This is a genomic window from Parageobacillus galactosidasius, assembly GCF_002217735.1.
Taxonomy (GTDB): domain Bacteria; phylum Bacillota; class Bacilli; order Bacillales; family Anoxybacillaceae; genus Parageobacillus_B; species Parageobacillus_B toebii.
In genome coordinates this window covers 494,166-520,307 of record NZ_NDYL01000001.1, presented here as the reverse complement: position 1 = coordinate 520,307, position 26,142 = coordinate 494,166, and the positions used below count along the sequence as shown (strand labels likewise).

At 42.8% G+C, this 26,142-nt stretch carries 31 protein-coding genes; 14 read left to right on the top strand and 17 right to left on the bottom strand.

Annotated elements, in window-relative coordinates; translation table 11 throughout:
* Window positions 1-64 precede the first annotated feature (64 nt).
* Window positions 65-835 (top strand): transposase, encoded by a 771-nt coding sequence (locus B9L23_RS02735; RefSeq protein ID WP_089096847.1) that lies wholly within the window; start codon window positions 65-67, stop codon window positions 833-835.
* A gap of 368 nt (window positions 836-1,203) precedes the next feature.
* On the opposite strand, the gene B9L23_RS02730 is transcribed toward B9L23_RS02735, so the two are convergent.
* From B9L23_RS02730 to fabL, 5 genes are all read right to left on the bottom strand, one after another.
* Complete coding sequence (locus B9L23_RS02730) at window positions 1,204-2,958, bottom strand: ABC transporter ATP-binding protein (protein ID WP_089096846.1); 1,755 nt, start codon at window positions 2,956-2,958, stop codon at window positions 1,204-1,206.
* 73 nt (window positions 2,959-3,031) lie between these two features.
* Window positions 3,032-3,565, bottom strand: a complete 534-nt coding sequence (gene ntdP / locus B9L23_RS02725) for a nucleoside tri-diphosphate phosphatase (RefSeq protein ID WP_062678470.1) — start codon at window positions 3,563-3,565, stop codon at window positions 3,032-3,034.
* A gap of 81 nt (window positions 3,566-3,646) precedes the next feature.
* Complete coding sequence (locus B9L23_RS02720; RefSeq protein ID WP_062678460.1) at window positions 3,647-3,919, bottom strand: YgaB family protein; 273 nt, start codon at window positions 3,917-3,919, stop codon at window positions 3,647-3,649.
* A 384-nt stretch (window positions 3,920-4,303) separates the two neighbouring features.
* Window positions 4,304-4,489 (bottom strand): gamma-type small acid-soluble spore protein, encoded by a 186-nt coding sequence (locus tag B9L23_RS02715; protein WP_012749194.1) that lies wholly within the window; start codon window positions 4,487-4,489, stop codon window positions 4,304-4,306.
* A gap of 58 nt (window positions 4,490-4,547) precedes the next feature.
* Window positions 4,548-5,297: an enoyl-[acyl-carrier-protein] reductase FabL gene (gene fabL / locus B9L23_RS02710; protein ID WP_062678461.1), complete on the bottom strand. Its 750-nt coding sequence runs from the start codon at window positions 5,295-5,297 to the stop codon at window positions 4,548-4,550.
* Between the two features lie 68 nt (window positions 5,298-5,365).
* Between fabL and B9L23_RS02705 the strand changes: the two genes are divergently transcribed.
* Complete coding sequence (locus tag B9L23_RS02705; protein WP_012749192.1) at window positions 5,366-5,590, top strand: hypothetical protein; 225 nt, start codon at window positions 5,366-5,368, stop codon at window positions 5,588-5,590.
* Window positions 5,591-5,600: 10 nt separating this feature from the next.
* On the opposite strand, the gene mutY is transcribed toward B9L23_RS02705, so the two are convergent.
* The 4 genes from mutY to B9L23_RS02685 all read right to left on the bottom strand — a co-directional run bounded on the left by mutY (window position 5,601) and on the right by B9L23_RS02685 (window position 9,552).
* On the bottom strand, window positions 5,601-6,701 hold the full coding sequence (mutY, locus tag B9L23_RS02700) for an A/G-specific adenine glycosylase (RefSeq protein ID WP_081188291.1): 1,101 nt from the start codon (window positions 6,699-6,701) through the stop codon (window positions 5,601-5,603).
* 144 nt (window positions 6,702-6,845) lie between these two features.
* On the bottom strand, window positions 6,846-8,120 hold the full coding sequence (locus B9L23_RS02695) for an L-lactate MFS transporter (RefSeq protein WP_081188293.1): 1,275 nt from the start codon (window positions 8,118-8,120) through the stop codon (window positions 6,846-6,848).
* A gap of 16 nt (window positions 8,121-8,136) precedes the next feature.
* Window positions 8,137-8,925, bottom strand: a complete 789-nt coding sequence (gene fdhD / locus B9L23_RS02690) for a formate dehydrogenase accessory sulfurtransferase FdhD (RefSeq protein ID WP_081188295.1) — start codon at window positions 8,923-8,925, stop codon at window positions 8,137-8,139.
* Between the two features lie 279 nt (window positions 8,926-9,204).
* Window positions 9,205-9,552 carry a Na-translocating system protein MpsC family protein gene (locus B9L23_RS02685; RefSeq protein ID WP_012749188.1) on the bottom strand — a complete coding sequence of 116 codons (348 nt, stop codon included), beginning with the start codon at window positions 9,550-9,552 and terminating at the stop codon, window positions 9,205-9,207.
* A gap of 275 nt (window positions 9,553-9,827) precedes the next feature.
* Here B9L23_RS02685 and fdhF point away from each other — a divergent pair, with 275 nt between their 5' ends.
* The 3 genes from fdhF (at window position 9,828) to B9L23_RS02670 (ending at window position 14,443) form a co-directional block, all read left to right on the top strand.
* Complete coding sequence (gene fdhF / locus B9L23_RS02680) at window positions 9,828-12,791, top strand: formate dehydrogenase subunit alpha (RefSeq protein ID WP_089096845.1); 2,964 nt, start codon at window positions 9,828-9,830, stop codon at window positions 12,789-12,791.
* Window positions 12,784-13,275, top strand: a complete 492-nt coding sequence (locus B9L23_RS02675; RefSeq protein WP_089096844.1) for a helical membrane plugin domain-containing protein — start codon at window positions 12,784-12,786, stop codon at window positions 13,273-13,275. Before fdhF ends, B9L23_RS02675 begins: the two co-directional genes overlap by 8 nt.
* Window positions 13,276-13,462: 187 nt before the next feature.
* Window positions 13,463-14,443: a metal-dependent hydrolase gene (locus B9L23_RS02670; protein WP_089096843.1), complete on the top strand. Its 981-nt coding sequence runs from the start codon at window positions 13,463-13,465 to the stop codon at window positions 14,441-14,443.
* A 37-nt stretch (window positions 14,444-14,480) separates the two neighbouring features.
* Here the strand turns inward: B9L23_RS02670 and B9L23_RS02665 are convergent, their stop codons facing one another.
* Window positions 14,481-14,750, bottom strand: coding sequence for a YfhJ family protein (locus B9L23_RS02665; protein ID WP_041269804.1), 270 nt, complete (start codon window positions 14,748-14,750; stop codon window positions 14,481-14,483).
* A 117-nt stretch (window positions 14,751-14,867) separates the two neighbouring features.
* Between B9L23_RS02665 and B9L23_RS02660 the strand changes: the two genes are divergently transcribed.
* Both B9L23_RS02660 and B9L23_RS02655 read left to right on the top strand, forming a co-directional pair.
* On the top strand, window positions 14,868-15,029 hold the full coding sequence (locus B9L23_RS02660; protein ID WP_012749183.1) for a small, acid-soluble spore protein K: 162 nt from the start codon (window positions 14,868-14,870) through the stop codon (window positions 15,027-15,029).
* Window positions 15,030-15,061: 32 nt separating this feature from the next.
* On the top strand, window positions 15,062-15,223 hold the full coding sequence (locus tag B9L23_RS02655) for a YpzG family protein (protein WP_012749182.1): 162 nt from the start codon (window positions 15,062-15,064) through the stop codon (window positions 15,221-15,223).
* Between the two features lie 45 nt (window positions 15,224-15,268).
* Here the strand turns inward: B9L23_RS02655 and B9L23_RS02650 are convergent, their stop codons facing one another.
* On the bottom strand, window positions 15,269-15,598 hold the full coding sequence (locus B9L23_RS02650; RefSeq protein ID WP_255265199.1) for a YfhH family protein: 330 nt from the start codon (window positions 15,596-15,598) through the stop codon (window positions 15,269-15,271).
* A 67-nt stretch (window positions 15,599-15,665) separates the two neighbouring features.
* Here B9L23_RS02650 and B9L23_RS02645 point away from each other — a divergent pair, with 67 nt between their 5' ends.
* Window positions 15,666-16,334, top strand: coding sequence for an SDR family NAD(P)-dependent oxidoreductase (locus B9L23_RS02645; RefSeq protein WP_062754825.1), 669 nt, complete (start codon window positions 15,666-15,668; stop codon window positions 16,332-16,334).
* Here B9L23_RS02645 and recX read toward each other — a convergent pair.
* Window positions 16,331-17,146: a recombination regulator RecX gene (recX, locus tag B9L23_RS02640; RefSeq protein WP_062754827.1), complete on the bottom strand. Its 816-nt coding sequence runs from the start codon at window positions 17,144-17,146 to the stop codon at window positions 16,331-16,333. The two genes, B9L23_RS02645 and recX, sit on opposite strands and share 4 nt — an antisense overlap.
* A gap of 91 nt (window positions 17,147-17,237) precedes the next feature.
* Between recX and B9L23_RS02635 the strand changes: the two genes are divergently transcribed.
* The 4 genes from B9L23_RS02635 (at window position 17,238) to B9L23_RS02620 (ending at window position 19,480) form a co-directional block, all read left to right on the top strand.
* Window positions 17,238-18,140, top strand: coding sequence for a TIGR01777 family oxidoreductase (locus B9L23_RS02635; RefSeq protein ID WP_062754829.1), 903 nt, complete (start codon window positions 17,238-17,240; stop codon window positions 18,138-18,140).
* A gap of 282 nt (window positions 18,141-18,422) precedes the next feature.
* Window positions 18,423-18,974 (top strand): GNAT family N-acetyltransferase, encoded by a 552-nt coding sequence (locus B9L23_RS02630; RefSeq protein ID WP_012749178.1) that lies wholly within the window; start codon window positions 18,423-18,425, stop codon window positions 18,972-18,974.
* A 100-nt stretch (window positions 18,975-19,074) separates the two neighbouring features.
* Window positions 19,075-19,203, top strand: a complete 129-nt coding sequence (locus B9L23_RS02625) for a YfhE family protein (RefSeq protein WP_081188309.1) — start codon at window positions 19,075-19,077, stop codon at window positions 19,201-19,203.
* 88 nt (window positions 19,204-19,291) lie between these two features.
* Entirely contained in the window at window positions 19,292-19,480 is a 189-nt protein-coding gene (locus tag B9L23_RS02620) for a YfhD family protein (RefSeq protein ID WP_041269575.1), read from the top strand.
* Between the two features lie 29 nt (window positions 19,481-19,509).
* On the opposite strand, the gene B9L23_RS02615 is transcribed toward B9L23_RS02620, so the two are convergent.
* Window positions 19,510-20,337: a glycosyltransferase family 8 protein gene (locus B9L23_RS02615; protein WP_012749175.1), complete on the bottom strand. Its 828-nt coding sequence runs from the start codon at window positions 20,335-20,337 to the stop codon at window positions 19,510-19,512.
* A 264-nt stretch (window positions 20,338-20,601) separates the two neighbouring features.
* Between B9L23_RS02615 and B9L23_RS02610 the strand changes: the two genes are divergently transcribed.
* The gene (locus B9L23_RS02610; RefSeq protein ID WP_062754831.1) at window positions 20,602-20,811 is read left to right on the top strand and encodes a UPF0236 family transposase-like protein; all 210 of its coding nucleotides are present in this window, start codon (window positions 20,602-20,604) and stop codon (window positions 20,809-20,811) included.
* 18 nt (window positions 20,812-20,829) lie between these two features.
* A complete protein-coding gene (locus tag B9L23_RS02605) occupies window positions 20,830-21,021 on the top strand; it encodes a hypothetical protein (RefSeq protein ID WP_062754833.1) in 192 nt (63 codons plus the stop codon).
* Window positions 21,022-21,322: 301 nt separating this feature from the next.
* Here B9L23_RS02605 and ahpF read toward each other — a convergent pair whose 3' ends face one another.
* From ahpF to B9L23_RS02585, 4 genes are all read right to left on the bottom strand, one after another.
* Window positions 21,323-22,852 carry an alkyl hydroperoxide reductase subunit F gene (gene ahpF, locus B9L23_RS02600; RefSeq protein WP_089096842.1) on the bottom strand — a complete coding sequence of 510 codons (1,530 nt, stop codon included), beginning with the start codon at window positions 22,850-22,852 and terminating at the stop codon, window positions 21,323-21,325.
* Between the two features lie 12 nt (window positions 22,853-22,864).
* The gene (ahpC, locus tag B9L23_RS02595; RefSeq protein ID WP_012749173.1) at window positions 22,865-23,428 is read right to left on the bottom strand and encodes an alkyl hydroperoxide reductase subunit C; all 564 of its coding nucleotides are present in this window, start codon (window positions 23,426-23,428) and stop codon (window positions 22,865-22,867) included.
* 195 nt (window positions 23,429-23,623) lie between these two features.
* The gene (locus B9L23_RS02590; protein ID WP_211278791.1) at window positions 23,624-24,124 is read right to left on the bottom strand and encodes a glycosyltransferase family 8 protein; all 501 of its coding nucleotides are present in this window, start codon (window positions 24,122-24,124) and stop codon (window positions 23,624-23,626) included.
* A 209-nt stretch (window positions 24,125-24,333) separates the two neighbouring features.
* The gene (locus B9L23_RS02585) at window positions 24,334-25,770 is read right to left on the bottom strand and encodes an NADP-dependent isocitrate dehydrogenase (protein ID WP_012749171.1); all 1,437 of its coding nucleotides are present in this window, start codon (window positions 25,768-25,770) and stop codon (window positions 24,334-24,336) included.
* Window positions 25,771-26,142: the final 372 nt, after the last annotated feature.

The window sequence follows — 26,142 nt, the reverse complement described above, 5'->3', positions numbered from 1 at the left end:
AAAAGAAAAAGGTAGGGTATTCTCTGATTGGACCAAAAATCTTAGAGAAAGGAGTACCCTACCTATGTCTAAAAGAAGTATACCGAATGTCGACTGGGCAAATCAACTGGAAAGTGTCATTCGTCAGTTTGTGAAGGAAAAATTAGAGCTGATTATGCGGGAAGAAATCAAACATTTCCTCGAAATCGAACAGGCTGGAACGCCGAATAGGAGAAACGGCTGCTATCAGCGAAATCTAGATACGCAATATGGCCGGATTGAGGGTCTTTTGGTTCCAAGAGACCGAAACGGGGAATTTCAAACACAGTTGTTTGCCCCTTATCAACGCCACACCGGCTGGCTGGAGGAAGCCTTTAAGGCGGTGTATCCGAAAGCCGATGTGCAGCGCTGTGTCGTGCACAAAGTCCGCAACACCCTCAGCTGTGTTCGGAAAAAAGATCAATTTGAAGTGGCAGAGAATCTCAAACTGATTTATCGCGCGCCGAATAAGGAGATGGCGTTACAAATGTTTCAACAGTTTGAGTCGAAATGGTCCAGCAAATATCCAAGAGAAGTTCAATCTTGGGCCAATGAGTTGGATGTCCTCCTTACATTTATGGATTATCCAAGCAGTATTCGAAGTGTGATTTACACGACCAATGCCATCGAACGAACGATCAAGGAAATTCGGAAACGTCTAAAGCCGATGAACAGTTTGAGCAGTTTAGAAGCCGCGGAAAAAGTCGTGTATTTGACCATCCAAGATTTTAATGAGAAATGGGCAGGGCGAAAGTTAAGAGGATTTGCCGAAGCGCATGAAGCCCTCGAGCGAATGTTTGAAGAATGCTACAATTAACTAAATATTGTAAATAAATAAGCAAAGAAAGGGGGGGCCTCTGTCCACACAAGAGAATGAATATTCAGTCTCTTGTGTGGAGGAAATATCCCCCCTCTATTCTAAATCCATTTCAGAGATACCCTATCTATCTTACATTACACAAAATTCTTGACGGTACCAATTATCTAAATAGACAAAATAATAATAAAAAAACAGTCTTACAGCGTGTAAAACTTCTCTTCCTCCTAATTTCAAAATAATAATATTTTTCCTACTAATAAACAAAGAAAAGGAGGGAGAGGTTCATATTATCTAAATAAAAAACGGCCTTAGCAACTTTGCAAGACCGTTTCTAACTCTTATTTTTCGATAATATAAACATTTTTTCACTCCGTGTAATTCAATTGTTGAATCGTAAATAAGTGATAATATTGTCCTTTTCTGGCCATTAATTCATCATGCGTGCCGCTTTCAACAATCTTTCCATCTTCGATAAGAAAAATCCGGTCCGCATGAGTAATCGTTGACAGGCGATGGGCAACGATAAACGTAGTCCGATTTTTCGCGAGCCGTTCCATTGCCTCTTGAATGTAATGCTCGCTTTCTAGATCAAGCGCTGATGTTGCTTCGTCAAAAATAAGAAGCGGAGGATTTTTCAAAAAGACACGGGCGATGGCGATTCGCTGTTTTTGCCCGCCGGATAATTTAATGCCGCGTTCTCCGACCTTCGTATCATATCCGTCCGGCAAATTCATAATAAAATCGTGAGCGTTGGCCGCTTTTGCGGCGGCAATCACTTCTTCGTCTGTCGCACCTGGTTTTCCGAGCAAAATATTTTCTTTCACCGAATCGCTAAATAAAAAACTATCTTGGAACACCATCCCGATTTGATCGCGAAGACTGCGGACGCGTATGTCGCGAATATCTATGCCGTCTAATAAGATGCGTCCTTTTGTGACGTCATAAAACCGTGGAATAAGGCTTACTAATGTAGATTTTCCTCCCCCGCTCATGCCGACAAGGGCGATCGTTTCACCCGCTTTTACGGAAAACGAAATATCTCGAAGTACAGGCGGCTCGTTTTTACTATAAGCAAAAGTTACGTTTTCAAATACGATGTCCCCTTTTACTTCCTTGCAGTCCATCGCATTTGGCGCATCCACAATATCATATGTCTCATCCAAAAACTCAAACATTCGATCCATCGAGGCGAACGACTGCGTTAATGTCGTTGACGAGTTCACAAGGCGGCGCAACGGGCTATAAAGCCGATCAATATAACCGACGAAAGCAACCAATGTTCCGACGGTAATATGACCAATCAATACTTGATAGCCGGCATAGCCAATCACAATGATGGGGGCAATATCTGTCACTGTATTCACAACAGAGAACGATTTTGCATTCCAGCTCGTATGCATAAGCGCCTTTGTTAAAAAATTGTTGTTTTGTTCGGAAAAACGTTTCTGTTCCTCTTCTTCGATCGCAAGACTTTTAATCACCGGCATTCCTTGTACTCGTTCGTGCAAGTATGCTTGCAGTTCCGCCAGCGCTTGGGAACGCATTCTCGTCCGTTGCCGCAAACGCCCGAAAAAGTATTTTACGGAAAATGCATAAAGCGGCAGCGTACTGATGGAAACAAGCGTTAATTTAATATCCATCTTCATCATAATAATAAGTGCAATAATAATCGTGGTCATATCTAGCCAAAGATTCATCAGACCTGTAATAATAAAATCTTTCGTTTGCTCGACATCGTTAATCACACGCGAAATAATTTCCCCTGTGCGATGGTTAGAGTAATACGTAAAGCTTAATTTTTGCATATGTGTAAATAATCGATTGCGAATGTCATAGAGCACTTTGCTTGCCGTCCACTGCGCAAAATATTGCCGATAATATTCGACAATCGGGCGAATGAGGACAAAAATCACTAACATCACAGCGATAGCCCACCAAAGACGCTCTGTCTTGACGGACATCGGCAACTTCGTATTTGCGATAATTTCATCAACGACATATTTTAATAACAGCGGAATGAGAAGCGGAATCGCAAACTTAATAATTCCGATGATCATCGTTGCGATAATATACCATTTATATGGACGCACAAATTGCATATAGCGGCGAATAATTGCCAAAAACATATCCCCCTTTAAAAAGCAGAAAACCTGTTTGCGGCAACGAACAGGCTTTTTCGCTTTCCCCCTTCATTCACTTTCGATATGAACGAAACTTTTCATACCACGTGTCAATAAAATCTGGCGCAAACGGACCTTTTCGTTCATGAATCCAACTGATCAGCTTTTTCACATTATTTTTTAAAATTCGATCGATCACATCTGGATAATTCATTTCTTTGCGATGCCGTTCATATTCATCTTCGTCAAGAAGAATATATGTCATATCGGGAAATACTTTAATATCCAAATCATAATCGATATATTTTAGCGCTTCCTCATCCCATACAAACGGTGAACTCAAATTGCAATAATAATAAATTCCCTCTTCCCGAATCATGCCAATAATGTTAAACCAATGTTTCGCATGAAAAAAACAAATTGCCGGTTCGCGCGTCACCCATGTCCGGCCGTCTGCTTCCGTCACCATCGTTTTATCATTCGCTCCGATAATACACGTAGACGTTCCTTTTAGCACGATCGATTCTTCCCATACTCGATGAATCAAACCGTTATGTTTATAACTATGAATTTGAATAATTTCTCCTTCTGCAGGATATCCAGACATCATTCTCCCTACTTTCCTATGGGAACTTCTCTTTTTTATTATAACGATTGAAGATACAAATGAAAACAAAAGAGAGCCATCTTAACGCGTTGAAGATGGCTCGCACGTACGGCGATACTGGTTTTGATATGTGAGAATGACTTCTTCCGTTTGCTTTTCAAACGTTTGTTGAATCTCTCTTAACTGTCGTTTCATTTGTTGGATTTCCTCTTGAATGGATTGGAGTTTCGCTTCTTGTTGCAGCTCGATTAATTGTTTTTCAATTTCTTGGCAGCGCTCGATTTCCGACTGTAAAAATAAAAGCCGATCCATCGTTTTTAGTTGCTCATTCACTAAACGTTCAAACAGTTCCACGTTCGTTCTCTCCCTTCCCTTCCGGTTATGTTTATTACATTCGGGAAGAGAGGAAAATTTCCTTTGACTATATATGTAAAGTTATGATAGCTTTTGTCGATAAAAAATGGAGGCAGCTAGCTCTTTTCTGAGAAATCATTTTCCCAATCGACCAATGGGAAACGATTCTCTAAGAACTGGCTATACCGCCCCCGCTTTTTTAGCTGTCTAGCTTCGGCTCGCAACCTGTCAGCTACTTGAATTTGCATCTTCGCTGACATGCGCCGAGTAACCGCAGGTGCAGCTAGCGGGACAAATAACCTTCTCCCTTGGGGTGACAAACACCCCTGCGGGCGAAGAACATTTGCCCGTCGCGGTTAAACGGCTCGCCTCCACTTTTCTATGTTATTTGCTTGAATTTTGCGCTTTGCGAGCTTCTGCTTGCGCGTTTTGTTGTTTTACTTGTTGCACATTAGTTTCTGCAGCAAATTCAGTGCCGAATTGACCTGCTTGTGCAGATTGTGCGTTTTGTTGTCTTACTTCTTGAATGTTAGTGCCTGCAGCTGTTTTGTTTGGTTGTTGTTTTGCCATTGTTATCACCTCCACGTCACTTAATGTGCCCAGGAGGTGATCGTTTTATCCATCCAAATTACAAAAGTAAAGATCTTCCACCATCAACGATAATCGTTTGACCGCGGATCATTTCTGCTTGGTCGGACAATAAAAACATTACCGCGTTGACAATATCTTCAGGTTTTACCATTCGACCGGCAGGAGTTTTTGCTACTGCATCGGCTAGCAGTTCTTCCCGATTTGGAAAATGTTTTAATGCGTCTGTGTCGACCGCACCACCTGATACGGCATTGACAGAAATATTTTTCGGCGCTAATTCGACAGCTAAATAGCGCGTTAATGATTCAACCGCAGCTTTGGAAACACCGACAGCCGTATAATTTTCTAAATAACGGATGGAGCCGAGCGAGCTAATGCTTACGATTTTTCCGCCGCCGACTTTTTCCATTCGTTTTGCCGCTTCTTGCGCGCAAAATAACAGCGCTTTACTGTTAATATCCATCGTCCAATCCCAATGCGATTCCGCAAGCTCCATCGCCGGCCGCAGCACGCCTGAAGCAGCGTTGTTAATAAGGACATCCACACGTCCAAACGCTTCATCCACTTGCGCGAACATCGCTTTAATTTTTTCGACATCACCGACATTCGCTTTCACGACAAGCGCTTTTCGCCCCAGCGCTTCGATTTCCTGCGCCGTTTGTAACGCCGCTTCTTTACTGCGTGCGTAGTTAACGACAATATCGTATCCTTCTTTTGCAAGACGAAGGGCAATCGCTTTGCCGATTCCACGGCTGCTTCCTGTGACTACCGCAACTTTTTCACTCATGTTTTTCTCCCCTTTATGTATAAATGAATGAGTACTTTTTTAAACTAGAAAAAAAGGAGGCATCCATCATGTACGTTGGCCGCGATATGACCGAACTTTCGATGATCCCAAAATCGGAATGGAAAGACAGCGAACTCGCTTTTTTCCACCATTCGTTTCAGCAAATTGCTCCTTATTTAAACGCAGAAGGACAAACGATCCACCGCGAAATCATCGAAGAAATCGAAGCTCGCGGTGGACTCAGAAAAAGCGAAGCTACCTATACACAAGGAACGAGACAATCGTATGACTGAAACAGGTGGATTATCCACCTGTTTTTTTCTCTTTATACTCTCTCCAAATTCGTTGATGGGAAGCAGGAAAGGCGTATAAACTGATTTCTCGCTCATCAACAAGTTTCAGCTGTTCTGTTTCCGTAAAACCATTAACTAGTTTGCCGTCATAAACGGTAATATTCCAAACTAAGTGAGAAAACACATGTTCTAAAACCGCAAAAGGTTTCTCAAGCTGGACTATTGCCCCGTATTCTTCCTTCAAAAACTTTTCCAACTGTCTTTCCGGATTTTCCCGTGAATGGGCTACTTCGCAGTTCGGAAATTCCCATAAATTCGCAAGCAATCCATCGCTGTCCCGCTTATGGATCAGTACTTTGCCATGTTCATCTTTCAGCACCGCAGCTGCAATCGCCACTTGTTTAACACTCGTTTTTTTCGTTTTTACCGGAAGCTCCGTCTGTACCCCTTCTTGCAGCGCCCGGCAATGCGCTTGTACCGGGCAAAGGAGACAAGCCGGATTACGCGGTGTACAAATAAGCGCTCCTAACTCCATCAACGCCTGGTTGAAATACGAAGGGTTTTCGCGTGAAATAATTTGCCGGACAATCGCTTCGAATAACTTTCTCGTTCCTGTTTTGGCGATATCTTCCCAGACAAGAAAAATCCGTGATAATACCCGCATCACATTGCCGTCGACGGCAGGTTCCGGAATGCCATAGGCGATGCTTAATACCGCTCCTGTCGTATATGGCCCAACCCCTTTTAATTTGGAAAACTGTTCTCGGTTGTCGGGAATTTTCCCGCCATATTGTTCTTTCACTTCTTTTACTGCCGCATGCAAATTACGAATGCGCGAATAGTAACCGAGTCCTTCCCACGCTTTCAGCACCTCTTCTTCGTCCGCTTCCGCAAGCGCCTCCAGTGTCGGAAATTGCTCGATAAACTTATTAAAATACGGAATAACGGTGTCTACTTTTGTTTGCTGAAGCATAATTTCCGACACCCATACTTTATACGGGTCGTTATCTTTGCGCCACGGCAGGTCACGCTGTTCTTTTTCAAACCAGCCGATTAAATCTAACTGAAATTGTTCGATGTCAAAGCCATCCAGCAACGTTCGTGTCTTCACCTTGTCTCCTCCATGCTGCTTTTATTCCATCTAGCATGTTTATTATAACAAATGATGCTGCTTGCCGCAGTACAAGGAGGGCTTGAATGGTGCCTCTTCTTTTTTCGCTATTCTTAAACAATTCACCAGAAGAAGGCTTGTTTATTAGATTGTACTTTTTTCTTCTGTAATTGACGGATATATAGATTGAGCATTTTTCTCTCGTAATTGACGGATATCAATGCGCACCAGCAGAGAAGCAGCCAAAGCGATAACAAATAGCCCTGCGAAGAAGGTTAAGCTGTCTTCATAAGAACCGGTAGTATCCTTGATGTAAGCGGCAAATAGCGGGCCTACAAGTCCTGCGGCTGCCCAAGCGGTCAAAATGTAACCATGAATGGCACCTAATTGCTTTGTACCAAACAAGTCTCCGATATACGCAGGAATGCATGAAAATCCTCCGCCGTAGCAAGTGTACACGATAATCAACATTCCCATAAACAACCACTTGACCGAAACGTCCGGCAAGAAAAAGAAGATAATAATTTGTAAAACGAAGAATACTGTATAGGTATTTGGTCTTCCGATGTAATCAGAGGCAGATGCCCAGCCGATACGTCCTAAGCCGTTAAATACTCCAATGGCGCCAACCAATGCCGCAGCCGCAGCTTGGTCAATACCGATACTTTCCATGGCAAGCGGCTTTGCCACAGCTAAGATAGCAATGCCGCATGTTACATTGATAAACAACATCATCCATAAATACCAAAAACGTCTTGTTTTAATTGCTTCATTTGCGGTCAATTGTGATAAATCCATCGATGGTTTTGCTTTTCCAGCCTTCACTTTTTCTTTAAAGCCTTCAGGCATCCAACCTTCAGGCGGCTTCTCTAAGTAAAGAGAAGAGAAAGCCATAATCAAAAAGTAAACAGCGCCTAAAATATAAAACGTGTTACTAACGCCAACCGAACCGATCAAACTGTTCATCACAGGACTTGAAATGGCGGCGGCAAATCCGAATCCCATAATCGCAAGCCCCGTAGCAAAACCACGACGATCTGGGAACCATTTCACCAGCGTAGAAACAGGTGTAATATATCCTACTCCAAGACCAATTCCGCCTAACACCCCATAGAATAGGTAAAGCAAATGCTTCGATTCCAAAACAACCGCAAATCCGGAACCAGCAATGCCGATCCCAAAGAACGTTGCAGCAAGTAATCCTGCTTTTCTAGGACCATGTTTTTCGACAAAGTGACCAAGGAATGCCGCTGATAAACCTAAAAACAAAATAGCAATGCTAAATGTTAGCGCAACTTCTTGATCCGACCACCCAAACATTTGTTTTAATGGATTCGTAAAATTACTCCATGCATAAACAGAACCGATGCAAATATGAATTCCTACTGCTGATAAAGCGATGAACCAACGATTTTTCATTTGTTAGTCCCCCTTTTTATTCGGTTATTTGATCGACATGCGTATACACATTAAACGTTTGTCCGCGAATAAACCCTACAACCGTAATGCCTAAATCGTTCGCTAATTCGAGCGCCAATGTCGTTGGCGCGGATTTCGATAAAATAATGCCTATCCCCATTTTGGAAACCTTTAACAACACTTCCGATGATACTCTTCCGCTGAACGCGATTAATTTGTCCGATAACTGCAAATCGTGCTGCAAGCAATATCCGTAAATTTTGTCCAACGCATTATGCCTGCCAATATCAGAGCGAACGATGACTAGTTCGTTCGGCGTACAAAGCGCTGCGTTATGAATGCCGCCAGTCGCTTGAAAATCGGTGGATCTCTCTTGCAACAGCCGCATAAGACGAAAACATTGGTCAACACGAACGTTCGTTCTGTGCACAACCGTTTTGGCAGTTTTCATATCGTTGTAAAAATAAAATTGTCTGCTTTTTCCACAGCAAGAGCCGATAAACCGTCTTGCATAAAACTCTTTTTGAATAGACTGTTTCGTAACAAGCTCAACATAGGCAAATCCGCGATGTTCATCCACGGATATTGCCTTTATTTCCTCGCTGGAACGAATCAGTCCTTCCGAAGCTAAAAAACCGATGACCAATTCTTCCAAATGGGTCGGAGTGCATACCATTGTTGCGAATTCTTGCCCGTCAACGACAATCGTAAGCGGAAACTCCACCGCAACCTCATCATCTAGCTCTTCAAAATGATCATTATGATACTTTACAATTTTTTGCTTACGAGTCACGAATGACTCCATCGACCCCACCCCCCGTTTCCGGATTTCACAAAAAGAAAACCGCCACATTTTCTATGACGAAGGCATACTATCCTTCGCGCACATAGAAAAGTGGCGGTAGTTTCAGCACAGAGCTCCTGTGACAAAACCAACGCTCTCGTCACGCTACAAGCGGAAACTTAACTACCAATCGCTCTTTCGCCATTGTATAGCTAAGCTTCCTACCATACTCATCATGTTAATCTGCTTTTAGCATATCATGAAAACGCATTCAAAAACAATACAGAATATTTCGACATATTATTTTTCTATTGGCTTTTCAAATATAAAAACAGAAACAGCAATATCGTCTTCTACTTTAATGTCGCTAAATAAATATAAAAGTTTGGACCCCGCCAGTTCCTCAAGACCTTCCGGCACTTTTTGCGCATATACTTCTTGAATCATGCGAGTACGGGCTGCATGAACCATTTCCTTTCCTTCCGGTGACCTTGCGATAAATTTTTCTGTCGGCGTTAAATTTCCTTGCAAGATCGTGATGGCCAGATTGTCGATAAAATATGTTTTAATCCGTTCCGGCCCCTTTCCAAACAGTTGCTTGCGAACTTTCCGCACTAAATCGTTGAATGTCGCTTCCTTTTTGGACATTGAAAAGCCCCTTTCCAACCATAAATTTGCGAAAAACGATGTCTTTACAGGTTGTTTTACGAACAATTCAGTAATATAATTATAATAAAAAAAAATCAAAATAGACATAAACATAGTGGAAAAATAATAAGGCTTCCCTTGTTATTTTTCTACTAGTCTATTTGGATATGGATTGGTTATTTTAGTATCGTCATGCTAAAAAACTACTCCACCGTGACTGAAGACCATCTTCATTCATGGTGGAGTTTTTATTTTACTGTGGAGGAGGTTTAAGCATGAGCGAACAATTGATAACGATTACAATAAACGGAAGCGATTACAGCGCAAAACAAGGAACGACGATTTTGGAAGTCATTAATGAAAACAACATCCCACATCCGCAAGTTTGCTATACTCCTGAGCTTGGAGCCATTCAAACGTGCGACACATGCATTGTTGAAGTGGATGGGAAACTGATGCGCGCCTGTTCTACTCCTGCTAAAGACGGCATGAACATCGAGCTTTCTTCCGAACGGGCGAAAACGGCGCAAAAAGAAGCAATGGACCGCATTTTAGAAAATCACCTATTATATTGCACTGTCTGCGATAACAATAACGGAAACTGTAAATTGCACAATACGGTGGAACTGATGGGAATTGAGCATCAATCGTATCCATACCGCCCGAAAGTAGATCCATCGGAAGTCGACATGTCCCATCCATTCTACCGCTATGATCCAAATCAATGTATCGCCTGTGGTCAATGCGTAGAAGTATGTCAAAACTTACAAGTAAACGAAACATTATCTATTGACTGGGAAGCGGAACGCCCTCGTGTCATTTGGGATAACGGTGTTCCGATTAACGAATCTTCCTGTGTCAGTTGCGGACAATGCGTTACCGTTTGCCCATGTAATGCATTAATGGAAAAATCGATGTTAGGCGAGGCCGGCTTTATGACCGGTTTAGATAAAGAAATTTTAAATCCAATGATCGATTTTGTAAAAGAAGTCGAACCTGGCTACAGCAGTATTTTTGCCATTTCGGAAATCGAAGCGGCGATGCGCAAACAGCGCATCAAAAAGACGAAAACGGTTTGTACGTTCTGCGGCGTCGGCTGTTCGTTTGAAGTATGGACAAAAGGACGTAAAATTTTAAAAATCCAGCCTGTCTCTGAAGCACCAGTCAACGCCATTTCCACATGTGTAAAAGGAAAATTCGGTTGGGATTTCGTCAACAGCGAAGAACGCCTGACCAAACCGCTTATCCGCAAAGGTGACGTGTTTGTCGAATCCACATGGGAAGAAGCGCTTTCGCTTGTTGCAGAAAAACTTGGCGAAATCAAACGGAAATACGGCGGCAACGCCATCGGCTTTATTTCATCGTCGAAAACATCCAATGAAGAAAATTATTTAATTCAAAAACTAGCGCGGCAAGTGTTTGAAACGAACAACGTCGACAACTGTTCGCGCTACTGCCAGTCGCCGGCAACAGACGGATTGTTCCGCACAGTAGGAATGGGCGGCGATTCCGGAACGATTCATGATATCGCATCCGCGGGATTAGTGATTATTATCGGCGCCAATCCGGCGGAAGGACATCCGGTTTTGGCGACTCGCGTCAAACGTGCCCATAAACTATTTGGTCAAAAATTAATTGTTGCTGACTTGCGCAAAAATGAAATGGCGGAACGCGCCGATTTATTTATCCGACCAAAACAGGGAACGGATCAAGTATGGTTGATGGCCGTCACGAAATATATCATTGACCAAGGTTGGCATGACGAAGCGTTCATTCGCGAACGCGTTCATTTCTTCGATGAATTCAAAGAAGTGCTCGAAAAATATACGCTCGATTACGCGGAAGAAGTAACAGGCATTGCGAAAGCAGACTTAATCCGCATCGCTGAAATGATCCACGAAGCAGATGGAACATGTATCCTCTGGGGAATGGGCGTTACGCAAAACACGGGAGGAAGCGATACATCAGCGGCCATCTCGAACTTATTGCTCGCAACAGGCAACTATGGACGCCCAGGCGCTGGAGCGTTCCCGCTCCGCGGCCATAACAACGTGCAAGGTGCTTGTGATATGGGGTCCCTTCCTGCCTGGCTTCCAGGATACCAGCATATTACGGATGATATCGCGCGGGCAAAATTTGAAAAAGCGTACGGCGTCCGCATCGATGGAAAACCTGGTCTTGATAACATCCAAATGATCGAAGCAGCCGAACAAGGAAAATTAAAGGCAATGTATATCGTTGGCGAAGATATGGCACTTGTGGACTGCAACGCCAATCATGTCCAAAAAGTGCTATCAGAGTTAGACTTCTTGGTAGTACAGGACATTTTCTTATCGAAAACAGCGCAATTTGCTGACGTTGTTTTGCCAGCAGCTCCAAGCTTAGAAAAAGAAGGAACGTTTACCAACACAGAGCGGCGCATTCAACGTTTTTACCAAGCGCTTGAACCGCTCGGCGATTCAAAACCGGACTGGTGGATCATTCAAGAAATCGCCAAACGGATGGGTGCTGATTGGAACTACGCCGGACCGAAAGAAATTATGGACGAAATCGCAAGTCTTGCTCCGCTTTTTTCACAAGCGCATTACGAAAACTTGGAAGGCTGGAAAAGCCTTTGCTGGGGCAGCTACGACGGTGCAGATACGCCGATTCTTTATAAAGAACGCTTCAACTTCCCGGATGGAAAAGCGCGCTTTGCACTCGCCGACTGGGTACAGCCGGCAGAATATCCGGAAGAATACGATTTGCTTGTGAACAACGGACGATTGCTCGAACATTTCCATGAAGGAAACTTAACATACAAATCAGAAGGCATTCAAAGAAAATTCCCTGAAATATTCGTTGAAGTATCTCCGGAATTAGCGAAAGAACGCGGCATCAAAGACGGCTCGCTCGTTCGTTTAGAATCACCATTCGGCAGAGTAAAAGTGCGCGTGCTCGTCACTGACCGTGTCAAAGGAAAAGAATTATTCTTGCCAATGCACTCGGCAACAAACGAAAGCGCCATTAACATCCTTACCGGTCCTGCCACTGACCATCGCACGAATACACCGGCGTTTAAACAAGCAAGAGTGCGCATGCAAGTGTTGGAAGTCGACGGAGAATCTCCACTCCCGCGCACCAATCCGCGATTTAAAAAGCGGAATCCAAAAAGAGGCGTCGAAGTCGATCGAAAATGGAAGCGTCCGGATTACGTTCCTTTAACGGATGAATGGAAGGAGGCGCAGCCGCGTGGCTAAACCAATTACAACCATTCAAAAACAAACCATTACCGAAGAAGAAAAACGTGAGAAAACAATAGAAGAACTAAAAACTTCATTGACGGAAAAAGAAGAAGCGGTCACTGAACTGCTTTCTATTATAGAAGAACTGCATAAAAGCGGCATACTCGAAGCGGCAAATGCGATGCTTAAAGCAAAGGAAGATATCGTGAAAATCGTCATCGGTCAAGCAAATCGCAAACCGGTGACAACGGCGATTAATCATGTGATCGGGATGGCACAGCTGCTTGCCAATCTAGATCCGCAATTAACCGATAAGTTATTGGAAAGCACCGCTTCAAGCATTGCCGAAGCATATAAGCAAACAAAAGAAAAAGATAAAAAAATCGGCATTTTCGATCTTTTAAAAGCAGTGAATGATCCTGACGTTAACCGCGCCATCCGCTTTATTCTTTCCTCTTTAAAAGAATTTGGAAAACGTCTGGATGATGATAAAAGCTAAACATTCGCCTTTTTCAGCCATCTTTCCTAAACAGGAAAGATGGCTTTAGTATTCCCTTCCCTCGCCAATGCATTCGAAATGTGCTACACTGGCAATACATCCTTGTTTTTATGTGCTTACTCGTCCAATGATCGAAAACGGACTGGATATACTAATGAACGAAACTAGCAAAGGAGGCTTATTTCGCTTGGATACAGGCACACACATTCTTATGGGGGTAGCGCTAGGCAGTATTGCCACATTGGACCCCACTGTCGCTCAAGACCCTTTTTTGTCTCATGCTGTGCTTATCGGAACATTAGCCGGCTCCCAAGCGCCGGATATTGATACGATTTTAAAATTACAAAACAACGCAAAATATATCCGCAATCATCGCGGAATTACCCATTCGATTCCTGCCGTATGGCTATGGTCGTTATTCATTACAGGCATTATCGTTTGCTTTTATTCATACGTCAATGTATTTCACTTATGGCTATGGACGTTCATTTCTGTCGCAGTTCACGTATTTGTCGATATTTTTAACGCTTACGGCACGCAAGCGCTGCGGCCGTTTACAAAAAAGTGGATTGCGCTTGGTGTGATCAATACATTCGATCCAATTATTTTTGCCCTGCATGTCATCGGGGTTGGTCTGTTGTTTCTTGGCCTTCATCCCGGCTATACGTTTCTAGCGATTTACGGTGTCATCGCCGCTTATTATATAATACGATTACGCCAGCAGGCAGCGATTAAACAAGCCATCCGTGCTGAAATTGCCGATGTCGAACAGATTATTACCGTTCCGACGTTCCGCTTCCGCGAGTGGCATTTGGCGATTACGGCAAAAGACTACTTTTATGTCGCGAGGGCCAAAAACGGGTACATCTATATATTGGACCAATTTGAAAAATGTCCGCTTCCTGACGATCCCGTCATCGAAGCGGCCAAGCGGGATGAAAACGTTGCTGCTTTTTTGTCCTTTTCCCCCGTCTACCGATGGGAACTTCATGAATATAACGATCATTATGAAGTGAGATTTACGGACTTGCGCTATCGCAGCAAAGGCTATTATCCATTCGTCGCCGTAGTGCAATTAGATCGCAATTTAAATATTGTCAGTTCGTATACCGGCTGGATTTTCAGCGAAGGGAAATTGCGAAAAAAACTGGACCTCATTCCAAACTGATAAAAATAGGCGGTCGTTTTGAAACAACCGCCTATTTTCAATGTTTTAAATAATCATTGCGATTTAGCAAATGTTGATATTTCGGATTTGTCGTTTGAAATTCATGTAATGTCGCTCCATACCGGTCAATCCATTGACGCACTACTTTTTCTGTCAGCTCTTTTCCTCTATATTCGTATCCAGCGCGGGCATATGTCGTTTCGAAATCTTCCCATAGCAATTCGACCCACGTTCTTGCTTGGGCATAAGCAAGCGACGGATTTTTCTCCAACAAATAGTTCGTCAGCCGTTCAAAATATTCATTCATCGTCATTTTTTCCACCTCTTATCCCAACAATTTGAACACATAAGAGAGCAAAATATCCTCATAATAAAAATACGTGTTGGCCATCAACACGAGCAATTGCAAAGGAGGGAATGTGCGATGCGGAATAAAGAACGCAACTTCCCAAACCAAAACAATAATAAATTCGAAGGTGAACCACGAGCGAAAGCGGAATATGCTTCAAAACGGGCAAACGGCACGACTAACACCCATCCGCAAGAACGCATGCACGCTTCCGGTAAACGCGATGACAATTTTTAAAAACTTTCTCTTATTTTGAGAGGTGTGAGACAATGGGTCGCCATTCGCACAAAAAATTTTATGATAACTTATACTCCAATCCTTTCCAGCAGCCATGGGCAAATCCAAAACATGCCCATGCACAAGTCAACGGAGAAACTCAACAAACACTTAACTTAATTATCCTTGAGCGTCAAACGCGGAAACAATCGTAACAAAATCGAACCTAGAGAATCTTCTCTAGGTTCTCTTTACTATAATTACGGCTTTCGCAACAACGAAATCGGCAGCGCTTCTTCTTCCCCGTTTCCCTTTAACCGGTATCCCCAAGCAAATACTCCTTTCAAATAACGCACTTTAAAATATTCTCCCGGATCTCCCTCGATCTCGTATATTTCGCCCGGCTGAAAATCATTTGGGTCAAGCAAATACGCTTTTGCCATCGCGATTTTTCTTTCATATACGGCGTATTCATTTACCATCCCCATTTGTTCCGCTTTGCGCGCTTTTTCCGTTAATGCCGCGATTTCTTGACGCAATTCTTGTTCCGTCATTTCACTATAACGTTTTTGTTCTCCTGGCGCTTTCACCGTTTGTTCCCCCTTTGATTTTATTATATGATAAAAAAGACAATCCAACAGAATGGAGAGACAGACAATGGATGTTATTGCTATTACCGGGGCCGGCACAGGGTTAGGAAAAGAATTGGCATTGCAATATGCTAGTCAAGGCCATACCATCATCGCCCTCGGCAGACGGATCTCCCCTCTTTTAGACGTAGTGCAGGAAATCGAGCATCTAGGAGGAAAAGCGTTTGCCTATTCCCTTGATATCCGCCGTTACGAAGATGTCGTTGACACAGTCGATATGATTGCGAAACACCACCATGTTACGTGTCTTGTGAATAATGCTGGCATCGGCCATTTCGGTCCGCTTTCTTCGCTTTCCGCGCAGCAAATTGACGATATGATTCAAACGAACATCAATGGGACCATTTATATGACGAAAGCATTTTTGCCGCATTTTCTGGCAATGCCGAAAGCAAAAATTATCAATATTATTTCGACTGCCGGCTTACGCGGCAAAGTGAATGAATCCGTCTATGTCGCGACAAAATTCGCGATTCGCGGCTTTAGCGAAAGCTTAACGAAAGAGCTGGAAGGCACAAATATTTCGGTTACCGCTGTGTACATGGGAGGCATGGACACCCCATTTTGGCATGGAACTGATCATATAAAAGATCGTTCGCGGCTTCGTTCCCCAAAAGAAATAGCAAAACAAATTATCTCTTTAGAACACGGGCAAAACGAAATTATTTTATCTTAATGTTCCTGCTCCTCCTTTAATTTGCTCAAAAATTGCTCGATCATCTCCAGTGGGAAGCCTTTCCGGTACAAAGCCTGCTTCATTTTTTGCTCATACATCGGACTATCATATTTTTCATAGCGCCGATGCGCTTTTCTTCCTTGATACTCCAAAGCTTCCCACTCCTGTTCCTCCTTTTCGTCCTGTTCTGACAACAGCACCTGATCGATGACTTCGTGCGGAAATCCTTTTCGATATAAAAGCTGCTCGATCTGATATTTCCATTGCCGCAAAGACTGTTTTGCCCGCTGTTTTTTTGCTTTTTCATAAAGCGATTTTGCCGTTTCCACTTGCTCATCAAAGGAGTAAATAGCCAAGCTTTGTTCAATCCATTCTTCCGCAACCCCGAGCTTTTCCAATTCTTTACGGATGACATATGGCCCTTTTGCCGTTGTTTGCTTTTGCGTGCGCACATAAGCGAAGGCGAATTCACGGTCATCAACGTATTTGTTCTGTCGCAGCTTATCGAGCACCTCTGCAATCACATCGTCAGATGCGCCTTTTTTTCTCAGATGATCGGTCACCTCACGTTCAGACCGCATGCGGTGCGATAAAAAATATAAAGCCTGATTATACGTTTTTTTGACTTGATCCGCATATACTATTTCTTGTAAGGCATTCCCATCAATTTCCATTCCTTTTTTCAGGCGGAATTGAAGCAGCACGTCTTGATCAACGGTAATCACATCTATTTCTCCATTTTCTTTTTGGATCGTGACGCGAAAACGTTCACGGCTGTTTGGCTGAACGGCTATATTTGTAATGATCCCCATGACTTTCCCTCCATTTTTATCGTAACATACAGAAGGAATCCGGTACACGAAAAGCGAAATAATTCACTACGACAGACTAGGAGGGAAGGATATGAATATCGCCATTGCCGGCGGAACTGGATTTATCGGAAAAGCGCTTTCGAACCACCTTGCGTCACAAGGCCATACCATTTATATATTGACGCGACGTCCTAAATTATCTTCCTCTTCTAATATCCGCTATGTTTTATTCACGCCTGAAAGTCGTCCCCAAGCAAACTTTCCTGCCTTTGACGCCGTGATTAATTTAGCCGGCGAACCGATTAACCGCAGAAGATGGACAAAAAAGCAGAAAGAACGCATTGTCCATAGCCGTGTCTCCACGACCCAATGGATGATTGAGCTGATCAAATCATTGCCATCCCCTCCTCGCGTATTTATTAACGCGAGCGCCATCGGCATTTACGGCACTTCGCTTACCGATTCTTTTACCGAAGAAAGTTCAATGATTGGCAACGATTTTCTGGCACAAACCGTAGCGAAATGGGAAAAAGAAGCGAAACAAGCAGAGTCGTTAGGGGTTCGTACAGTAATGGCACGATTTGGTGTCGTTCTTGGCAAAAACGGCGGGGCGTTGCCGAAAATCGTCTTACCGTACCGTTTCTGGATTGGCGGTCCAATCGGCTCGGGACAGCAATGGATCTCCTGGATTCACATTAACGATGTAGTACGTGCACTTGCATATATTATTGATCATAAGCAGCTAGCAGGACCGGTTAATATCACTTCTCCATCTCCCGTCCGTATGGGACAGTTCGGCGAAACGGTCGCCCGTATACTTCACCGCCCTCATTGGCTTCGCGTGCCAAGTGCGATGCTGCGCGCCCTCCTTGGTGAAATGAGCATGCTTGTGACCGAAGGACAGCAAGTCATTCCGAAAAAACTGATGGAAGCTGGGTTTGTCTTTTCCTTCCCTACGCTGGAAAAAAGTTTAGCCGATTTACTAGCCACATGACATTCGTTATCGAAAAATCAACAAATATATAAAAAAAATTTAACAAAAAACCTATTTCTTTTTTCTTGATCATCGTGTATGATGATAAAGACCTGTGCTACTCATTGCCGACAATCAGATAACGACGCAACAAAAGGGAAGGCAAATGGTGCGCCACCAGCGGATATCGCTGGTTCTAGTGGGTTCGATTCCCACCCCGGAATTTTTTGATGAATATATTAAAAAATTTCGAGGGTGGTTTCGCCCACAAGTAAACTGCCCTCGATATAAGGAGGGAAAAGTATGTTAAAAAAACGGGAGCTGCAAGATTGTCATGCACTCTACGAGCTGATGGTGCACCCGGACGTCTTCCCTTTCGTGCGCCAAAAAGCAAGCTCGTACGAAGAATTTTTATTTATGACGAAACAAATGATCGAAGCGGAAGAACGCGGTGAACTCATTTCCCGCACGATTTTAGATGAATGGGGAAATCCAATCGGCACAATCAGCCTATTTGACATACAAAATAACGCTGGATTTTTGGGCACATGGCTTGGAAAGCCATATCATGGCCAAGGATATAACCAACGTGCGAAAGAAGCATTTTTCCACGAATTATTTTACGAGCTTTCCATTGAAACTGTATTTATGCGCATTCGCAAAGTGAACATCCGCTCCATCAAAGCGGCAGAAAAATTACCGTATGTTACCCCAGCGAATGAGACAAGAAAAAGTTTGCTGGAACAAATCGGAGCTGATGTATATAATTTATACGAAATTACAAAAGATAACTATACATTATATACCCTTCGCCATCCTTCTCAAATCGAACAAGAACAACGCAAAGAAGCGTAACAGGGCTGTGTATAACAGCCCTTTTTCTATTATTCATGCATAAAACGAACAAACAGTGGAAAAACTAAAAATAAATCTTGATAAAAGTGAGGGGCAATAAATGGCGGAAAAACGAAGACAAGAAAAAACGAAAAGGACGTTAACGCGTGCACAAGAAATAACGTATTCCCGCGACTTTAAATTAGCTGACCAAGCAGGCGGCTATACAGCAAAAAAAGCGAAACATTAGAAAACATTGTTATTTATACTTTATCGAGCAAATGCCATCCTAAGTAGTGAATCGTCCGATTCACATTATTGCTTAGGAGGAATTGATGATGGGTCGATCTCGCGGACAAAAAACGCGTGATAAAAACAAAGCAACTCTTCCACAAGTACCAAAACAACTGAAATCCGACGGACTAGATGTTGAATATTCTCGCGAATTTGCGGATTACGAAGACCTAGAAGCAGAAGCGCGCGCTCAAGCAGCTGGCATTCGCCAAAGCAAAGCACGCAAAAAATAGAGCCTAAAGGCAGCGCAAATAAGCTGCCTTTAGGCTTTTTCCTCTTCAAATTCTAGAATATCGCTGTACTGCTTATAAAAAAATCCAAGCTCCCCTTTATAATTTTCCTTCCACGGTTTATCTTTGCCACAATAATGAATAAACACTGTATTTTTCTGAATCCAATGTAAATCATGCTTTGGATTTGGCAATAACTGAATCATATCGTAATATCGCGCATCGTAATTATAACGATAACAATCCACTGGCTTAATTTTGTCCCAATATAAAGCGTTTAGCACATCTTGATCCGGAAGCACAAGCTTAAACCGATTATCACGAATAAACTGGTAAATATCCTCTAACCGCACTTCTTTTCTCATTAGCGGCAAGTTCATCAGCATGACACCAGTGTTAAAGTAGCCTCTTGCATTCGGGGTTTTCAGCCTCAGCTTGTTAAATAAATTCGCTACTTTTGTCGAATGGGTATGCTCCGCGGCAATAAACATATTTCCTTCAAAATCCATATTATAAAAATCATCGATCGGATTAATCGCAACAATATCTGGATCAAGATATAAAACACGGTCCAATTCTTGGGGCAAAAACTGATGAGCAGCAAGCCGATAATACATTTCCGAAGTATAATGACGAAATACAGGAGCATCGGCAAATAATTGAGGATCGACATAAATCGGAATCAGTCGATGGCCTTGTTGTTCTACAAACCGTTTCAATGACTCGATTTCCATCTCGGGAATACGCGAATATAATAGGTAGAACGAAAATGGTTTATGATTGTTGCAAAACAGCGAGTTCATTAATACTTTTAATGGCGGAATATAGTTCGAATTTAACGTCACCAGTACATGAAACATAAGCAATCACTTCCTTGTCCTTACCGTATAGTCATACTATTCCCTTACATTATATAGTATGAGTAAAATATTTATGGGAGAAGGATAATAACCTTTTATATGTATTTTGGGGTTGTATTTCCCAAAAAAGGAGATGGTAAACAAAATAGATGCAAAAAGGACTCTCTTCCTGTATTGCGATAAGTGCACAAAAACAAACACAAGGAGGGAAGAGAGTGCTGCGAAAAAGTTTATCATAAATGGGCAAACATTGAAAGAGATTGAATGGAACTGTTTTCGGCGCTGCAAGAAACATACGGAAACATGCTTCGACAAGTATTGGAGTATATCGATCAAGAATTGGCTAAACATCGAGATAAGAACCGTTATTGCCTAAAAAATAAACAAACCGTACGCATCCAGATGTTATTTGAAGTGGAGGAAGTTCAACGCAACAATTATTTCGATCGAGAAACAAGCGTCTATACGCTTTGATGGGGAGGAATCAGTCCATTGTTGGAGGAAACAGCGATGGAATTGGCAGTGGCGGATCCATTGTATCGTCAAAGCCGTCGAGACGCTAGAGAAGATGGTCGGCTATGCGGTGATGAGCCTGAAACGGGAAGCCAGCAGCTGAATTACGCAGGAATTCAATATCCCAACATTCATCAGAAGCACCAATTTATCAAGCGCTACAAGCATTGAAAGGAATTTAAACAAGTAGGGAAAGCACACAAGCAGGATAAGAGAATCAGAAAACGATTACAAAATATACCTAAAAAATCAAAACCTCAAAAAAATCTCCACAAAATCTTGACTCAACCGTATCATCGTTTTAGACAATAAAACGATAGGTCGATTCCCAACCGCTGCATCGATAAACAGTTCTTCCGACAAATGCGATATGCTCGTCCACATGCGAAAAAAAGCATGCCAACCTCTTGAAAAACAAACAGAGAGCCATCCTACGGCTCTCTGTTTTACAAATTTCAGCGATCAAAGAAACTTAATTTCGAATAAGGTAATCAAATGCACTTAAGGCTGCGGTAGCGCCTGACCCCATTGAAATAATGATCTGCTTATACGCGCTATCCGTGCAGTCACCTGCAGCAAACACTCCAGGGATGTTCGTAGCGCCATGCTTATCGACAATAATTTCGCCGAAGCGATTGCGTTCAATCGTTCCATCTAACCAGTCCGTATTCGGCACTAAGCCGATCTGAACAAATACCCCTTGCAATTCAATATGATGTTCCTCTCCGGTCGCCCGGTCGATATAAGTGATGCCATTTACTTTGTCCGTACCGGTAATTTCTTTTGTTTGCACGTTCTTTAAAACCGTTACGTTAGGCAGGCTATAAAGGCGCTCTTGTAAAACAGCATCGGCTTTCAGCTCCGGCATAAACTCAAGAACAGTGACATGCTTTGCAATGCCTGCAAGATCAATGGCTGCCTCAATACCGGAATTGCCGCCACCAATGACCGCAACATGTTTTCCTTCAAACAACGGACCATCGCAATGTGGGCAGTATGCGACCCCTTTGTTCTTAAACTCCGCCTCGCCTGGTACGCCAAGGTTGCGCCAGCGAGCCCCCGTTGCGATAATAACCGTCTTGCTTTTTAAAACGGCGCCATTTTCAAGCTCGATTTCAATAAGATCTTTCTTTTCCAAGCGTTTGGCACGCTGTAAATTCATAATATCAATATCGTACTGTTTGACATGCTCTTCAAGGCTTGCTGCAAGCTTAGGGCCTTCCGTATATTTCACACTGATAAAGTTTTCAATGCCTAATGTATCCAATATTTGACCGCCAAAACGTTCCGCAACAATGCCTGTACGAACGCCTTTACGCGCCGCATAAATCGCTGCAGTTGCTCCGGCTGGTCCGCCACCGACAACCAGTACATCAAATGGTTCTTTTTCAACGAAATGTGATGCGTCCAAAGTATTCCCCATCTTCGCCAAAATTTCCTCCAACGACATCCGGCCGCTACCAAAGAGCTCTCCATTTAGGAATACTGTTGGAACTGCCATAATTCCTTTTCTTTCCGCTTCGTCCTTAAAGGCTGCGCCATCGATCATCGTATGCGAAATGCCCGTGTTCAGGACGCTCATCAAGTTCAACGCTTGAACCACCTCAGGACAATTATGGCATGTCAAACTCACGTAAGTTTCGAAGTGATAGGTGCCTTTTATGCTTTTAATTTGGTCAATCACGTTCTGATCAACCTTTGGCGGTCTTCCGCTTACTTGAAGCAGAGCAAGCACTAAGGAGGTAAACTCATGCCCTAAAGGAACACCAGCGAATGTTATACCAGTATCTTCGCCGATACGATTAACACTAAAGCTTGGCGTTCTTTGCAACTGCGTTTTCTCTACTTTAATTTTTGGTGACATTGCGGCCAATTCATCGACTAAAGCAAGCATATCGCGGGAAACTTGATCGTCTCCCGCGCTCACTTTTAGAACAATGTCATTTTCCATCAATTGTAGATATTGGGCTAATTGCGCTTTTATCTCGGCATCCAATATCATGGTGTTACCTCCTTAAATTTTCCCTACAAGATCAAGGCTCGGTTTAAGCGTTTCAGCCCCTTCTTGCCATTTCGCTGGACAAACTTCGCCTGGATGGTTGCGGACGTATTGTGCCGCTTTAATTTTGTTAATAAGCGTGCTTGCATCACGGCCGATACCGTCAGCATTAATTTCCACCGCTTGGATGACACCGTCTGGATCGATGATGAACGTACCGCGCTGTGCAAGACCTTCCTCTTCATCAAGCACATCAAACATACGACATAGCTTTTGAGAAGGGTCGCCGATCATAATGTACTCGATTTTGCTGATTGTTGGAGACGTATCGTGCCATGCTTTATGTGTAAAATGTGTATCTGTTGAAACAGAATACACTTCAACGCCAAGCTCTTTTAAAGTCGCGTAGTTATTTTGCAAATCTTCAAGCTCCGTAGGACATACGAATGTAAAGTCAGCTGGATAGAAGCAAACTACACTCCATTTGCCTTGAAAGTCTTGTTCCGTAACTTCAATAAACTTCCCATTATGATACGCTTTTGCACGGAATGGTTGTACTTTTTTTCCAATTAGAGACATCTTTCATCTACCTCCTGAAAATAGTGTTGGAATGATCAATAGCCTAATTAAATCATTAATTAAATTATAATAATTTTAATTCTATATTTATTATCATGTAGTAGTATCTATTTGTCAATAGATATGATTTAATTTTTTTATTTTGGTTGAGTGCAATCTCCATATGGAATGCTTCTTTGTGATCCGCGTCCCTTCTTAGTATGGCAGGCGCCTATCACGAATAAACTGGTAAATATCCTCTAACCGTACTTCTTTTCTTATTAACGGCAAGTTCATCAGCATGACACCAGTGTTAAAGTATCCTTTTGCATTCGGGGTTTTCAGCCTCAGCTTGTTAAATAAATTCGCTACTTTCGTGGAATGGGTATGCTCCGCGGCAATAAACATATTTCCTTCAAAATCCATATCATACAAATCATCGATCGGATTAATCGCAACAATGTCTGGATCAAGATATAAAGCGCGGTCCAATTCTTGGGGCAAAAACTGATGAGCAGCAAGCCGATAATACATTTCTGAAGTGTAATGACAAAATACAGGAGCATCGGCAAATAATTGAGGATCGACATAAATCGGAGTCAGTCGATGGCCTCGTTGTTCTGCAAATCGTTTAATGACTCGATTTCCATCTCGGGAATACGCGAATATAATATAGAACGAAAATGGTTTATGATTGTTGCAAAACAGCGAGTTCATTTAACACTTTTAAACGTCGGAATATAGTTCGATGAAACATAAGCAATCGCTTCCTTGTCCCTACCGTATAGTCATACTATTCCCTTACATTATATATAAATTTTCATCACGTTCTCAACATATATGTCCATGCGAATTTTCCCCTAGAAAGTTTCATTTTTCAATCTTATGCAAAAATAAAAACAGCAGCGAAACGCTGCTGTTTTGGATTATCCGTGAACGGCCGCAAACCCTGGCTCACCGTCAAATAAGTAAAGATTTTCTGTTTTAATGCAATCAAATCCAGCCGCAACAAGTTGGTTGTATAATTCGACAATCTGCCGATGTTCGATTGTTTCGCCAGGTTCTGCGTGGAAACGGCAGCGCCAATGGTCGGTGCAGAACGTTTCCAGAAGCCCTCCTGGATATACCTTCACTCCGCGGTTTGTAATAACCCGAAGCTTGAGATTGCCTACTTTAAATTGCTCCAACGCTTTGCCGAGTTCTTCCGCCGTCCCTTTATCCCAGTCAAGGAAAATGTCCACGCCAAATAATTCTTTCTTTTGTTTTTGCCGCGGTTTTAGCACCGCGTGAAGCTTTGGCGCTTCTTTATAAGAAACTGGAGAAAGTTTTTCCGGAAGCTGGCCAAGACGGTCGATGACCGCTTGGGCAAACTCTTTTGTTCCCACTTGCTGTTTGCTGATTCCTTCGCGGTAAATGTCAAACGTATGGATGCCATCTTCAATGGTTTTTAGCCAAGCGTTATGCACGCGCGACGCTACTTCCGGCTGGCCGATATGCTGCAGCATCATCACCGCTGCTAAAAGCAATCCGGATGGATTGGCAAGATTTTTTCCCGCAAGCGGCGGCGCCGATCCGTGAACCGCTTCAAACATCGCACATTGATCACCGATGTTCGCCGAACCTCCAAGCCCGACAGAACCAGAAATTTGCGCCGCAATATCGGACATAATATCGCCGTATAAGTTTGGCATGACAATGACATCAAATTCTTCTGGGCTATTCGCTAGTTTTGCCGCGCCGATATCGACAATCCATGTTTCTTTTTCAATATCCGGATACTCTTTGCCGATTTCGTCAAACATGCGGTGGAAAATGCCGTCTGTCAGTTTCATAATGTTGTCTTTCACAAAACAGGTCACTTTTTTGCGTCCGTAGCTGCGCGCATATTCGAACGCATAGCGGATCACTTTTTCCGAGCCAGGCTGGGTAATCAATTTCAAGCATTGATATACTTGTTCCGTTTGGCGATGCTCGATGCCGGCGTACAAGTCTTCTTCATTTTCACGAATAATAACGACATCCATATTTGGATGTTTCGTTTCGACAAACGGATAATACGCTACAGCCGGCCGGACATTTGCGTAAAGACCAAGCGCCTTGCGAATCGTTACGTTTAAGCTTTTATACCCTCCGCCTTGCGGTGTCGTAATCGGTGCTTTTAAAAATACTTTCGTTCTTCTTAACGAATCCCATGCACTCTCCTCTAGACCAGTCGTTCCGCCGCGAAGATACACTTTTTCGCCGATTTCAATCGTTTCAATATCTAATTGTGCGCCAGCAGCATCTAAAATTTTTAGCGTCGCATCCATAATTTCAGGACCGATGCCATCTCCGTACGCAACTGTAATCGGTGTTTTGCTCATGCGAATCCTCCCTTTGTTGTCTTTGTCGTTATAAAGTGATCTATTATACAACCCACTACTATGTAGCAGCGGAAGACCACTCTCTATCCCGCAACCGTTTCGTCTCCATGTGTATGTACCCAACAGAAATGGCCGATGTCATAATCATCCATATATGATAATAACAAAATATTATTAAAATTTCCTTAAAAAATTTAAATTTTTCCCTATACACAAATATTGACCTATTAGCCATCTCATAAACAAAGCAACAGACCATCGCATTTTTACATAATAATGTGAAGATGTGGCCATGTATAACGATTCACATTCAAGCAACCGGCATAATATCAGTAAATTTTTTATTGCATACAAATATAATTTTACCATTTT